We start from the raw sequence: 14,576 nt of genomic DNA, 5'->3' as shown, positions 1-14,576 counted from the left end.
CGTAAAGCGGGATTAAAAAGCAGGCGGTATCAGCCAATACCTGCTAACATGCAGTCTTTCGGCATAAGAGTATATTCAACTTTGCTGAAATACAGTATGATAACAGTAATGAGGCAATTTAAGCGGCCTGAATATTATAGGAGGTGTCTATTATGCCATTAACCCCGCTGGATATACATAATAAGGAATTCTCGCGTCGGCTGCGTGGTTATGACGAAGACGAAGTGAATGAGTTCCTGGATCAGGTGATCAAGGATTATGAGGGAATGATCCGCGATAATAAAGACCTGCAAAACCAGCTGCTGGCTGTACAGGAGCGTCTGGATCATTTCGCCAATCTGGAAGAGACACTCAGCAAAACAATCATCGTTGCCCAGGAAGCAGCAGATGAGGTGAAGAACAATGCCAAAAAAGAAGCTCAGTTGATCATCAAGGAATCCGAGAAAAATGCGGACCGGATTATCAATGAGTCTCTGTCCAAGGCACGCAAGGTCTCGATGGAAGTGGAAGAACTCAAAAAGCAGGCTTCCATTTACCGTACCCGTTTCCGTACATTGGTTGAAGCGCAGCTGGAACTGCTTAGCCAGGACGGTTGGGACGCACTGGAGAATCAGACCCGCGAACTGGAACGCACCAGCAGTGAGCGCCAGGAGCGTAATGAGCGTGAACGCGAACAGTGGAATCGTGAACGTGAGCGCTTGGAAGATCGCGAAGCGGAAGAATCCCGTTCCTCCGGCGATGTGTACTAATGATGCCAAAGATCAGGTTGACATTTTCAGCCTGAAGCGCTATAAATATTTTATACCTGTGTCTGGATTAGGTATTGGATACAGCCGACGGTTCTGAGTAATTATCAGACAATCGGAGACAGTGAAATAATCGATATAACTTATAAATTCAGTGATGGGGCCAGTACAGGCTGTCATTGTTCCCAGAGAGTTGGCGGAAGGTGCAAGCCAATGAACAATGCGCTATGGAAGATCTCCCCGGAGAAGCGCGGCTGAACCGTAATTGCAGTAAGCCAAGCCGGAGTGCCTGTCGTTAACAGGGCACCGCATAGTATAGTGCGGGTACAAGTGTCATTTTATCTGTGGAGATTCATTCTGCAGCAGAACGTGCATTTTTGCGGATTGTTCAGTTCATTCATGTGCTGATGTCGGCAAAAGGGTACAAGAAGCGAGCAGGTGATTTTCAGCCTCAAAAGCAGGCAGATCAAATGGAACAAGGGTGGTAACGCGAGCAGCCTCGTCCCTTTTTGGGACGGGGCTTTTTTATGTTCTGGAACAGACTGATTATAGTGAAGAAATATACACGAGATAAGCAGTCAAGTAGATAACCAGACCGAAGATCGCAGCAAAATGAGACAGACCGAAAGGATGAAATGGACATGCAAAAAGTGGATATCAAAGAAAAAGCACGGGCACGCGACCTGCGTATCCTGAACAAATGGAACAGCGAGCGTACTTTCCAGCGCTCCATCGAGAGTCGCGAGGGCAAACCGAACTTTGTATTTTATGAAGGACCGCCAACTGCAAACGGCAAGCCGCATATCGGGCATGTACTTGGCCGCGTTATTAAAGACTTTATCGGTCGTTATAACACGATGAAAGGATATCGTGTTGTACGTAAAGCGGGCTGGGATACCCACGGTCTGCCAGTAGAACTGGGCGTACAGAAAAAGCTGGGCATTTCCCACAAATGGGAAATCGAAGATTATGGCGTCGAGAAATTTATTAATGAATGTAAAGCCAGTGTGTTCGAATATGAACAGCAGTGGCGTGATCTGACCGAAGCCATCGGCTACTGGACCGATATGGACAATCCATACATTACACTCGATAACAACTACATCGAGAGCGTATGGAATAACCTGGCTACCATTCATGACAAAGGACTAATGTACCGCGGACACCGTGTAAGTCCTTACTGTCCTTCCTGTCAGACGACACTGAGTTCTCATGAAGTAGCGCAAGGGTACAAAGACGTCAAGGATCTCAGTGCAACTGCCAAGTTCAAGCTGGATGACAGCGGCGAATATGTGGTAGCCTGGACAACCACTCCATGGACATTGCCTTCCCACGTAGCACTGGCAGTTAATCCTGATATGGAATATGCACGTGTTAGCCAGAATGGCGAAGTATACATCATGGCGAAGAACCTTGTCGAAGAAGTAATGAAAGATAGCAAAGGCGATTATGAAGTACTGAGCACCATGCCAGGTTCTGATCTGGTAGGCAAAACGTACGATCCTCCGTTTAACTATATCAAAGCGGAAAAAGCGAATATCATCCTGGGTGCAGGATTTGTTACCGATGCCAGTGGTACAGGTATCGTTCATATGGCGCCGGCTCATGGTGAAGATGACTATCGTGTCTGCCGCGAGAACGGTATTACTTTCGTGAATATGGTCGACCTGGAAGGTAAATTCGTGGATGCGGTGACTGACTTTGCCGGACGTTTTGTCAAAGACTGCGATGTGGATATCATCCGCTACCTGTCCGAACACGAACGACTGTTCAGCAAAGAAAGATACGAGCACAGCTATCCATTCTGCTGGCGCTGTGATACACCGCTGCTGTATTATGCGATGGACAGCTGGTTTATCCAGACAACAGCGATCAAGGATCAGCTGATCGCCAACAACAACGAAGTGAACTGGTATCCAGGACACGTACGTGAAGGTCGTTTCGGGAAATTCCTGGAGGATCTGGTCGACTGGAATATCAGCCGTGACCGTTATTGGGGTACGCCGCTGAACGTATGGGTATGCGAGGAGACCGGTGAGCAGTTTGCACCGCACAGTATCGCCGAACTGCGTGAGCGTGCGATCGGTGATGTACCAGAGAACCTGGAACTGCATAAGCCATACGTGGATGATATCAAAGTTCGCAGCTCCTGTGGCAAGTACGAAATGAAACGTACACCGGAAGTCATCGATGTATGGTTCGACAGCGGATCTATGCCATTTGCCCAACAGCATTATCCTTTTGAAAATATGGAGACCTTCGAGCAGCAGTATCCGGCCGATATGATCTGTGAAGGTATCGACCAGACGCGCGGCTGGTTCTACAGTCTGCTGGCGGTATCGACTCTGATGACCGGCAAAGCGCCATACAAAGCTGTTATGGCAACCGGACACGTACTTGATGAGAACGGACAGAAAATGTCCAAGTCCAAAGGTAATGTTATCGATCCTTGGGAAGTCATTGAAGAGTATGGTACCGATGCATTCCGTTGGGCGCTGCTGTCCGATAGTGCACCATGGAACAGCAAACGCTTCTCCAAAGGCATCGTCGGCGAAGCCAAATCCAAAATGATCGATACACTCGTGAATACCCATGCGTTCCTGACGCTGTATGCGACGATCGATGGATTTGATCCGGCAGAGCATCCGTTCCAACCATCGGCACACAAGCTGGATCGCTGGATTGTATCCCGTCTGAATAGCCTGATCGTTCAGGTGGAAAAAGCACTTGCTGTAAATGATTACCTGAATTCTTCCAAAGCGATCGAAGGCTTTGTAGATGAGCTGAGCAACTGGTATATCCGTCGTTCCCGTGACCGTTTCTGGGGCAGCGGATTGACTGCAGACAAGCTGGATGCATACCGTACACTGACTGAAGTACTGCTGACCACTGCCAAGCTGGTGGCTCCATTTACACCAATGCTGGCTGAAGACATCTATCTCAACCTGAGCAGTGGTGAGAGCGTGCATATGGAAGACTATCCGGTTGTTAACGAATCCCTCGTTGATCTGGAGCTGGAGCGCGATATGGAGACCGCACGCCGTATTGTCGAGCTGGCACGTAACGTACGTAACGAGACCGGTATCAAAAACCGTCAGCCTCTGTCCGAGCTGATCGTGTCGCTGGACAAAGACTTTGATCTGGCTTCGTATGAAGAGATCATCAAAGACGAGATCAACGTCAAAGGTATCCGTACCGAACATGACGATGCAGGCTTTGTTGACTTCAGCTTCAAGCTGAACCTGAAAGTAGCTGGTAAAAAATACGGTAAAAATGTAGGCTTCCTGCAGAATTTCTTCAAGGAAATGTCTGTCGAAGAGACTCGTAAAGTAGTCGCAGCCGGTGTATTGAACATTACTTCTCCGGAAGGCGAAGAACTGCATGTCACCAGCGAAGAACTGCTGGTAGAGAAAAAAGCTAAATCCGGCTTTGCTTCTGCATCCGGTTATGGTCTGACCGTTGCACTGAACACGGATATCACACCTGAACTGGAGCAGGAAGGCTGGGTTCGTGAAGTCGTGCGTACTGTCCAGGATTACCGCAAAAAGCTCGACCTGCCGATCGAGAAATATGTTCATCTGACGCTGAATGTGAATGATGAACTGCGTGGGGCAATCGAAGCGTTTGACCATGTACTGCGTGAGAATGTACTCGTAACCGATGTAACATTTGGTGAAGTGGCAAACATGGAGCAAGTAGAGCTGGTTGGTCAAAAAGCAGGTATTCATATTTCCTGATAAATGATGATCATTAAAATGCAATAAACGTTATATAGTAATAGATTAGTATTGCAAGTAATAGGCACTATAACTAAAAATCCCTCCTCATAAAAAATGGGTGCGCTATTAGCGGATAGCATACCTATTGACCTTGAGGGGGGATTTTTATAACTATACATACAAATGCATACAGATCATATAATTGAATATGAAATAAATATAACTACTAAACATAAGTAAAAGAAACATAAAATTGAAGCCTGCTAGTGTGATTGTTAGAAACATACATAAAAGCCTAAAACATATTATACATAGAACCGATCTGCAGTCGATCAATAGACGCATCATTTCTCCCTATGCTACAATAGGAAAAGCTGTGTTCATGATGCAAACGGACAAAATGATAGTTAATATCCGCTGCCGCCGGCACAGGGATTGAACAAACAGGGTGGAGGATGAACGTGATCTATTATGTAATTGCGCTCGTGGCTATTATTATCGACCAGATCAGCAAGCACTTTGTGGCCACACGAATGGAGCTAAGAGAACAAATTCCGGTAATCGGTGACTTTTTCCTGATTACATCACATCGTAATCAGGGTGCTGCCTTTGGTATTTTGCAAAATCAGCGCTGGTTTTTTATCGTTATTACTATTGTTGTAGTGGTTGCAATTGTATGGTATATCCAAAAAGTGAAATCACGTCCGGATAAGCTGCTGCCTTTGGCATTGTCGCTTGTGCTTGGCGGAGCGGTCGGCAATTTTATAGATCGTGCACGTATGGGTGAAGTAGTTGATTTCTTTCAGTTTAACTTTGGAAGTTACACCTTCCCGATCTTTAATGTAGCGGATTCCTGTATTGTTGTCGGTGTGGCGCTTATTATTTTGGACGCACTGCTGGATATGATCCGTGAGAAGAAACAGCCTGTTAATCAGGAAGAGGAGAATGTATAAGTGAGCAAGCAGGATAAGCATAATCAGACCGATGGTCTGGAAACGGTAGAAGAAATGGATACGCTGGAAGTTACGGCAGAGCTGGACGAGATGCTGGAAGACGGCGAAGAAGCAGGTGCGGAACTGCTGGAATGGACAGTTGCTGCGGATGAAGCCAAAGCACGTATCGATAAATATATTACTGATCGTCTGCCGGAAGGCATTTCCCGGTCCCAGGTACAGCAGTGGATCAGTGGCGGTCACGTAACCGTGAATGAGCAGCCTGTCAAAGCCAATCACAAACTGGTAGAAGGCGAACAGGTTACTGTACGTGTACCGGATCTGTCGGCGGTAGAGATTGAGCCGGAAAATATTCCATTGAATATTGTATACGAAGATGCGGATGTAATTGTTGTGAACAAAGCACGCGGAATGGTTGTTCATCCGGCAGCAGGGCATTCTTCGGGTACGCTGGTGAATGCGCTAATGCATCATTGTACCGATCTGTCCGGTATTAACGGCGAGCTGCGTCCAGGCATTGTACACCGGATCGACAAGGACACTAGCGGACTGCTGATGGCTGCCAAAAATGACAAAGCCCATGCTTCCCTATCTGCCCAACTGAAGAATCATACCGTTACACGTAAATATATTGCGCTCGTACATGGCAATATCGAGCATGATCACGGAACTATTGATGCGCCAATTGGCCGTGCTTCACAGAACCGTAAAATGTTCACGGTAACCGATCGCAACGGCAAGCGCGCAGTGACCCATTTCGCGGTAACCGAGCGTTTTGGTGACTTCACGGTAGCCGAGCTGCGTCTGGAGACCGGACGTACGCACCAGATTCGTGTGCACATGAAGTTTATCGAGCATCCATTGGTGGGTGATCCGATGTATGGACGCGTTCGTGCCAAGGCTTCCTTTGTCAAAGGACAGGCACTGCATGCAGCGATCCTTGGATTCGAACATCCGACAACAGGGGAATATATGGAATTTGAAGCGCCTATTCCAGACGACATGGAACAGGAACTGCACGCACTACGTAATCGCTAAGCCGGTTATTCATCCAGTAAGATTGTATGGATCAAATACGAAATAACATATCAATTAAGTCTGTCTTTCCGATCAGGAAGACAGACTTTTTTATTTGTGTATGACATTAGATCACAATAATATCTGGCATAGTAAAAAATATAAATACCTATAAGCCGTTGAGATTAACCTTCAGAAAGCAAAGAGCATACGTACCTTACGCATGATGATAAATGTTAAGGTTGACATGACTTCACCTTTCTGTCATAATTCAATGCAGATGAATAAGCACCTTTAATTCAGTCCCGTGAGACTGGCAAGGTAACGTGAATGATGTTCACTGTAAGTACACCCTCTGATGGAGCGGTGATGTTGCAGTGCGTCTGAGTATGACAGTCATGACTGCGGTCGATGACTCGAGACTCCTTGCCGTTTTGGGGCAGGGAGTCTTTTTTATACCCTGTACTCATACGGTAAAAGGTTAGACTCGAGATCAGTATAGCAGTCGAATGTTAACCACGGGGCCTTAGGTGTACGAAGCATAAACCTGAGGAGGATATTAATCATGACAATGGATACACACATTATCATGGACGAGACGGCGATCCGCCGTGCTCTGACCCGTATAGCACACGAGATTCTGGAGAAAAATAAAGGGATTGAAGATTGTATTATTGTCGGTATTCGAACCCGCGGTGTCTATCTGGCGAGACGTATGGCAGAACGTATACAGGAAATTGAAGGTGCTACTGTTCCTTACGGCGAGCTGGATATTACAGGCTACCGGGATGACCGCAAGCAAGAGCAGGCAGAATTAACAGGTCGCACAATGCTGACTCCGGAAAATCTGAATATCAGCGGCAAAAAAGTGATATTGTTCGATGATGTACTCTACACCGGCAGAACCATTCGTGCAGCGATGGATGCACTGATGGACTGCGGCAGACCCGAGCAGATTCAGCTGGCTGTACTGGCTGATCGCGGACACCGGGAACTTCCGATCCGTCCTGACTATATCGGCAAAAACGTACCGACTTCCAAACTGGAAGAAATCGAAGTTCGCCTGAGCGAAGTAGACGGTAGCGATCAGGTCAATATTATGCAGAACCGGGAGGTGACTGTATGATCATGGCAGCACCTACACTAAATCAACGCAGTCTTCTCGGTCTCAAAGGCATGAGTGCTCATGAACTGACGTCGATCCTGGATCGGGCAGCCTACTGGGATGCCCACACAGAGAAGCAGGTATCTGTCCTGCAATCCAAATTCGTCGCAAATATGTTTTTCGAGAATAGCACGCGTACCCGCTTTTCTTTTGAAATGGCAGAGAAGCGTCTGGGTGCCGAAGTACTGAATTTTACGGCCGCTGCTTCCAGTGTGGAAAAGGGCGAGTCGATCTATGATACTGTACGTACACTGGAGAGCATGGGCATTGACGCAGGCATTATCCGCCTCAAGCCTGCCGGTGTACTGCAGGAGCTGGCTGCCAAAGTAGGTGTGCCGCTCATTAACGCCGGGGATGGTAACAACGAGCACCCGACACAGGCGCTGCTTGATCTGTATACGATGCGCAGTCATTTTGGCGAAGTAAAAGGTCTGCATGTAGCCATTGTTGGTGACATTCTGCACAGCCGCGTGGCCCGCTCCAATTACTGGGCACTGAACGCTCTGGGTGCCAAAGTGAGCTTCTGCGCACCGGATAACATGAAGGCAGATGATCTGCCGGATGCTCGCTATATCAGCATGGAAGAAGCTCTGCAGGCCGATGTAGTCATGATGCTGCGTGTACAGCTGGAACGTCATGCCACAGGAATGCTGAAGTCAGCCGAAGATTACCGGCTGCAATATGGACTAACCGAAGAACGTGCTGGCAAAATGAAAAAACATGCAATCATTATGCACCCGGCTCCGGTCAACCGTAATGTTGAAATCGATGACGCACTGGTCGAAAGTGCACAATCCAAAATCTTTACCCAAATGCAAAATGGCGTACCGGTTCGCATGTCTGTTATCGAACGCGCGCTGCGTAACTAAAGCCTGCAGTACGGTGGACTGAATCAATCAGGTATCCGCTCCTGCAGGAAATATGCTGGCAGGAGCGGATACCGAAAATAAACGAGCGATTCCATCTGACAGATCAGAGAGGGAGACCGCCAAATTTCGGAGGGTAATAATGACACTTTTCATAAAAAATGCAAATGTACTGAACGGACAAGGCCAATTGGAAAGCACTCATGTATGGGTAGAATCCGGCAAAATCAAAGCGATCTTCCCGGGTACAACTTCGATTGACAAGATTCTGGTTACTGCTGAAGACAAGCAAATTACACAGATTGATGCATCGGGTAAGCTGCTGACACCGGGATTGATCGATATGCATGTGCATCTGCGCGAACCCGGCTTTGAACATAAAGAAACAATAGCTACAGGAACACAAGCTGCGGCTAAAGGCGGATTCACGACAATCGCATGTATGCCAAATACTAAGCCGGTCACAGATAAGCCGGAAGTAGTGCAGCTTGTACTGGACAAAGCAGCACAGGCTAACGGAGTCAAAGTACTGCCGTATGCAGCGATTACGTATAATGAACTCGGCCGCGAACTGACCGATTTTGCAGCACTGAAGCAGGCAGGTGCGATTGGATTCACCGACGATGGTGTAGGTGTGCAAAATGCCCAGATGATGAAGGATGCAATGGCTCTGGCAGCTTCGATGGATATGCCGGTTATCGCTCACTGTGAAGATGATTCCCTGGTAGTCGGTGCAGCCGTAGCCGAAAGCGAATTTGCCCGTAAACACGGTCTCAAAGGGATCCCTAATGAATCGGAAGCCATTCACGTCGGCCGCGATATTCTGCTTGCGGAAGCAACCGGCGTTCATTATCATGTCTGCCATGTCAGTACCGAGCAATCGATCCGGCTGATTCGTATGGCTAAATCGATCGGTATCAACGTCACTGCAGAGGTGTGTCCGCATCATCTGATCCTCTCAAGCGAAGATATCCCGGGTCTGGATGCCAACTGGAAAATGAATCCGCCGCTGCGCTCGCCGCGTGACGTGGAAGCCTGCATCGCTGCTCTGGAAGACGGTACACTGGATATGATCGTTACCGACCATGCACCGCACAGTGCCGAGGAAAAAGCGAAAGGCATGGAGCTGGCACCATTTGGTATTACCGGATTCGAGACAGCGTTCCCGCTTCTCTATACCCAGTTTGTCAAAACCGGACGCTGGTCACTGGAAATGCTGGTACAACGCATGACAGCAGATCCTGCAAGAGTATTCCGTCTGGAAAGTGGACGTCTGGAAAAGAATGCACCGGCTGATTTGACACTGATTGATCTGGAAGAAGAGCGGGCAGTAGATCCGGCAGATTTTGCTTCCAAAGGAAAAAATACACCATTTACAGGATGGAAGCTGCAAGGATGGCCAACGATGACGATTGTAGACGGTCAAGTCGTATGGTCACAAGAAGTTATAACTCCTAGTGCATAAATATACTATAATGTGATATAATTATTCATAGAGCATACAGAACGGGTGATATGAACTGTATACCCGTTAATAATAACTTTCGAGAATGACAGAGGAGTGAATCGGAAATGCAGGCAAAATTGTTATTGGAAGACGGCACATTATTTACCGGCCGGAGCTTTGGAGCGGAAGGTGAAACGACAGGCGAGGTTGTATTCAACACAGGGATTACCGGTTATCAGGAGGTACTATCCGATCCTTCTTATTGCGGACAAATCGTTACCATGACCTATCCACTGATCGGGAATTACGGCATCAACCGTGATGACTTTGAATCTGTACGCCCGTTTATTAATGGATTCGTCGTCCGCCGGCATGAGCCTGTTCCCAGCAATTGGCGTGCCCAGTACACGATTGATGAACTGCTGCGGGAATATGGAATCATCGGCATCAGCGATATCGATACACGGATGCTGACCCGTCGTATTCGTCACCAGGGTACGATGCGCGGGATTCTGACGACAGCTGCTCTGTCTCCGGAAGAATTGATGGAGCGTCTGCAGGCGACCAGCTCGTCGATCGATCAGGTTAGCCAGACATCGACTCGCCATATCTACAGCAGTCCGGGTGCCAAGGAACGGATTGTACTAATCGACTATGGCGCGAAAAGCGGTATTATGCGCGAACTGACACAGCGTGGATGCGATGTGGTTGTTGTTCCTCAGGATACTACAGCAGAACAGATTCGCCGCCTGCATCCTGACGGTATCCAGCTGTCCAACGGCCCTGGGGATCCAAAAGATGTGATGGCAGCTGCCGGCGTTATTGCCGAACTGCTGGGCGAATATCCAATCTTCGGCATCTGTCTGGGTCATCAGTTATTCGCACTTGCTTGCGGCGCTGATACCGAGAAGCTGAAATTCGGACATCGCGGCGGTAACCATCCGGTCAAGGATCTGAGCACAGGCCGCTGCTACATCACTTCACAGAACCACGGTTATACCGTCAAGGAAGAGTCGATTCAGGGAACGGATCTGGAAGTGACTCATATCAATAATAATGACAAGACGATTGAAGGACTCAAGCACAGCAAATACCCGGCATTCTCGGTACAATATCACCCGGAAGCAGCACCAGGTCCATTTGACAACAGTTATCTGTTCGACCGGTTCCTGGAAATGATCCGTGAACATAAGCAGCAAAACCCCAAGAAAACACGTCAGGCTGAAATGATGGCCGCTGTGAAAGGAGCTCGCTAAGTATGCCGATAAATAAAGAACTCAAAAAGATCCTCGTTATAGGTTCCGGTCCAATCGTTATTGGCCAAGCCGCCGAATTTGACTATGCAGGCACACAGGCCTGTCAGGCACTCAAAGAAGAAGGCGTAGAGGTTGTACTGATTAACAGCAACCCGGCGACCATTATGACCGATACCAATATGGCGGATAAAGTATATATCGAGCCGATTACACTCGAATTCGTAACACAGATCATTCGTCAGGAGCGTCCGGATGGACTGCTGCCTACACTTGGCGGACAGACGGGTCTGAATATGGCAGTCGAACTGGCACGTGCCGGCGTCCTGGAAAGTGAAAATGTAAAACTGCTCGGTACCCAGTTGAATTCGATCGAAAAAGCGGAAGATCGTGATTTGTTCCGCGACCTGATGCGTGAACTGGATCAACCGGTTCCGGATAGCACAATCGTTACTACCCTGGAAGAATCGATCGTTTTTGCGAATGAGATTGGATATCCGATCATTGTGCGTCCAGCGTATACATTGGGCGGTACAGGCGGCGGTATCTGCATAGACGAAGAAGAACTGCGCGAGACCGTAGCAGCGGGTCTTCGCTACAGTCCGATCGGACAATGTCTGGTAGAGAAAAGCATCGCCGGTATGAAAGAAGTCGAGTACGAGGTTATGCGCGATGCGAACGACAACTGTATCGTAGTATGTAATATGGAGAACTTTGACCCGGTTGGTGTACATACCGGTGACAGTATCGTCGTTGCACCGAGCCAGACGCTCTCTGACCGTGAATATCAGATGCTGCGCTCTGCATCGCTGAAGATTATCCGTGCTCTGAATATCGAGGGTGGCTGTAACGTACAATTCGCTCTCGACCCGCAAAGCTATCAATATTACGTCATCGAAGTGAATCCGCGGGTTAGCCGTTCATCTGCGCTTGCTTCCAAAGCGACAGGTTATCCGATCGCCAAAATGGCAGCGAAAATTGCGCTTGGATATACACTGGATGAGATCATGAACCCGGTTACGGGTCAGACATATGCCTGCTTCGAGCCGACACTGGATTATATTGTAGCCAAAATTCCTCGCTGGCCGTTCGATAAGTTCACGGGTGCCAACCGCAAACTGGGTACCCAGATGAAAGCGACCGGCGAAGTAATGGCAATTGGCCGTACCTTTGAAGAAGCGATCCACAAAGCTGTGCGTTCACTGGAAATCGGTGTGCATCGCCTGCATCTGGCAGGTGCTGACGAGATCGAAGACAGCAAGCTGGATGAACGCCTGACCAAGGCTGATGATGAGCGTCTGTTCCTCGTCGCCGAAGCATTCCGCCGTGGTTACAGTCTGGATCAAATCCAGGAACTGACGAATATCGACTGGTGGTTCCTCGACAAAATCGAACGGATCGTCGCTTATGAATCTGTCATTACAATGGAAGACGAGCTGACTGACGAGACTCTGTATACAGCAAAACGCCTTGGTTTCACTGACCGTTCGATTGCTGAACTGCGCCGTCAGAACAAGCCGGAAGACAAGTTCAGCAATGAACATGAGATCCGTGCTTATCGCAAGCAAAATGGCATGATGCCTGTCTTCAAAATGGTAGATACCTGTGCTGCCGAGTTCGAAGCGACAACACCATATTACTACTCTACCTTTGAGACCGAAAATGAAGTTACCCAGGCAACCAAAGAGAAAATCGTCGTTCTTGGTTCCGGACCGATTCGTATCGGGCAGGGTATCGAATTCGATTACTCCACAGTGCATGCGGTATGGGCGATTCAGGAAGCCGGTTATGAAGCGGTAATTATCAACAACAATCCGGAGACCGTATCGACCGACTTTAATACATCGGATCGACTGTACTTTGAACCATTATTCTTCGAGGATGTTATGAATGTCATCGAACAAGAACAGCCGATAGGGGTTATCGTACAGTTCGGTGGCCAGACAGCGATTAACCTGGCTGCGCCTCTGCAGCAAGCCGGTGTCAAAATTCTGGGTACCAGCCTTGAAAGTATCGATGAAGCGGAGAATCGCAAAAAATTCGAAGCTCTGCTGTCCCGTCTGAATATTGCCCAGCCGCAAGGCAGCACCGTACTGTCTGTAGATGAAGCGGTTGAGACAGCACAGAAGCTCGGCTATCCGGTACTGGTGCGTCCATCTTACGTACTTGGCGGACGCGCGATGGAGATTGTCTACTCGGATGAGGAACTGCTGCGTTATATGGTAGAAGCAGTTAAGATCAACCCGGAACATCCGGTACTAATCGACCGCTATATGCTCGGCAAGGAAGTCGAAGTCGACGCGATCTGTGACGGCGATACAGTAGTCGTACCGGGAATCATGGAGCATGTGGAGCGTGCAGGTGTTCACTCCGGTGACTCGATCGCCGTCTATCCACCGCAGCATCTGTCCGCAGAGCTCAAGGAAAAAATCGTCAGCATCACGATTCGCATTGCCAAAGAACTGAAAACGGTCGGTCTGGTTAATATCCAGTTCGTTATTTTCAACAATGAAGTGTACGTGATCGAAGTTAACCCGCGTTCATCCCGTACTGTGCCGTTCCTGAGTAAAGTAACCAATATCCCGATGGCGAATGTAGCGACACAGGCAATTCTGGGCCGCAAGTTGGCAGATCTGGGTTATGAAGAAGGAATGTGGCCGGAGAGTGACCATGTATCGGTCAAAGTACCGGTATTCTCCTTTGCCAAGCTGCGCCGCGTAGAACCAACACTCGGACCGGAAATGAAATCTACCGGTGAAGTCATGGGTCGCGACCTGCTGTATGCCAAAGCACTATACAAAGGTCTGATCGGTGCCGGTATGAAAATACCATCCACCGGTGCACTGATTGCTACAGTAGCGGACAAGGACAAAGATGAAGCGGTTCGCCTGCTCAAAGGCTTCTACCGTCTTGGTTACAAAATTATCGCTACCGGCGGTACCGCGGATGCACTCAAAGCAGCCAATATTCCGGTAACGGTAGTTAACAAGCTGTCCGAAGGTACGCCAAACATCCTGGATCTGATCCGCAGCGGACAAGCCAACTTCGTTGTGAACACACTGACCAAAGGTAAAACGCCAGAACGTGACGGATTCCGTATCCGCCGTGAAGCGGTAGAGAACGGAGTCGTATGTATGACTTCTCTCGATACAGTCGAAGCACTGCTGACCATGCTGGATACTATCAACTTCTCTTCCTACGCGATGCCTTCCCTGAGCAAGGAAAAGCAGCAAGATAAGGAAAGTCTGGATATTCAGACAGTTGTCGGTCAACTGGAAGATCAAGAGACGATTCTCAGCTAATAAGATGATTAATCACATATGCGGCGGACCTTACTTGCGTCCGCCGTCATTTGTGTGCGCATATTGGTATCGATACACCAATTTGGATATAGTAAAAGAAGCAGGATA

At 48.4% G+C, this 14,576-nt stretch carries 8 protein-coding genes, 1 pseudogene and 1 other annotated feature; all 9 genes and pseudogenes read left to right on the top strand.

Annotated features, from left to right (window positions below; all coding sequences use genetic code 11):
• Positions 1–152 precede the first annotated feature (152 nt).
• Positions 153–653: pseudogene (locus WH46_RS12230) on the top strand (DivIVA domain-containing protein); the annotation flags it as partial.
• Between the two features lie 238 nt (positions 654–891).
• Positions 892–1,256, top strand: a binding site (T-box leader).
• 131 nt (positions 1,257–1,387) lie between these two features.
• Positions 1,388–4,483: an isoleucine--tRNA ligase gene (gene ileS, locus WH46_RS12225; protein WP_046226852.1), complete on the top strand. Its 3,096-nt coding sequence runs from the start codon at positions 1,388–1,390 to the stop codon at positions 4,481–4,483.
• 443 nt (positions 4,484–4,926) lie between these two features.
• Positions 4,927–5,418, top strand: coding sequence for a signal peptidase II (lspA, locus tag WH46_RS12220; protein ID WP_017811780.1), 492 nt, complete (start codon positions 4,927–4,929; stop codon positions 5,416–5,418).
• A gap of 81 nt (positions 5,419–5,499) precedes the next feature.
• Positions 5,500–6,456: an RluA family pseudouridine synthase gene (locus WH46_RS12215; protein WP_407944413.1), complete on the top strand. Its 957-nt coding sequence runs from the start codon at positions 5,500–5,502 to the stop codon at positions 6,454–6,456.
• A gap of 544 nt (positions 6,457–7,000) precedes the next feature.
• Entirely contained in the window at positions 7,001–7,561 is a 561-nt protein-coding gene (gene pyrR, locus WH46_RS12210; RefSeq protein ID WP_017811778.1) for a bifunctional pyr operon transcriptional regulator/uracil phosphoribosyltransferase PyrR, read from the top strand.
• Positions 7,558–8,469, top strand: coding sequence for an aspartate carbamoyltransferase catalytic subunit (locus tag WH46_RS12205; RefSeq protein ID WP_046226851.1), 912 nt, complete (start codon positions 7,558–7,560; stop codon positions 8,467–8,469). Before pyrR ends, WH46_RS12205 begins: the two co-directional genes overlap by 4 nt.
• Before the next feature lie 139 nt (positions 8,470–8,608).
• Entirely contained in the window at positions 8,609–9,931 is a 1,323-nt protein-coding gene (locus tag WH46_RS12200) for a dihydroorotase (protein WP_046226850.1), read from the top strand.
• A gap of 107 nt (positions 9,932–10,038) precedes the next feature.
• Complete coding sequence (locus WH46_RS12195; RefSeq protein ID WP_017811775.1) at positions 10,039–11,169, top strand: carbamoyl phosphate synthase small subunit; 1,131 nt, start codon at positions 10,039–10,041, stop codon at positions 11,167–11,169.
• A gap of 2 nt (positions 11,170–11,171) precedes the next feature.
• Positions 11,172–14,468 (top strand): carbamoyl-phosphate synthase large subunit, encoded by a 3,297-nt coding sequence (carB, locus tag WH46_RS12190; RefSeq protein WP_046226849.1) that lies wholly within the window; start codon positions 11,172–11,174, stop codon positions 14,466–14,468.
• The last annotated feature ends 108 nt before the right edge of the window (positions 14,469–14,576 follow it).

The organism is Paenibacillus dauci (assembly GCF_000971985.1).
GTDB lineage: Bacteria > Bacillota > Bacilli > Paenibacillales > Paenibacillaceae > Saccharibacillus > Saccharibacillus dauci.
This window is presented reverse-complemented; position numbering and strand designations above follow the sequence as displayed.

Bases quoted from the DNA above. Each gene is read 5' to 3' on its own strand.
- WH46_RS12205 (WP_046226851.1), top strand. From the start codon at position 7,558: ATGATCATGGCAGCACCTACACTAAATCAACGCAGTCTTCTCGGTCTC.
- WH46_RS12195 (WP_017811775.1), top strand. From the start codon at position 10,039: ATGCAGGCAAAATTGTTATTGGAAGACGGCACATTATTTACCGGCCGG.
- WH46_RS12200 (WP_046226850.1), top strand. From the start codon at position 8,609: ATGACACTTTTCATAAAAAATGCAAATGTACTGAACGGACAAGGCCAA.
- pyrR (WP_017811778.1), top strand. From the start codon at position 7,001: ATGACAATGGATACACACATTATCATGGACGAGACGGCGATCCGCCGT.
- carB (WP_046226849.1), top strand. From the start codon at position 11,172: ATGCCGATAAATAAAGAACTCAAAAAGATCCTCGTTATAGGTTCCGGT.
- ileS (WP_046226852.1), top strand. From the start codon at position 1,388: ATGCAAAAAGTGGATATCAAAGAAAAAGCACGGGCACGCGACCTGCGT.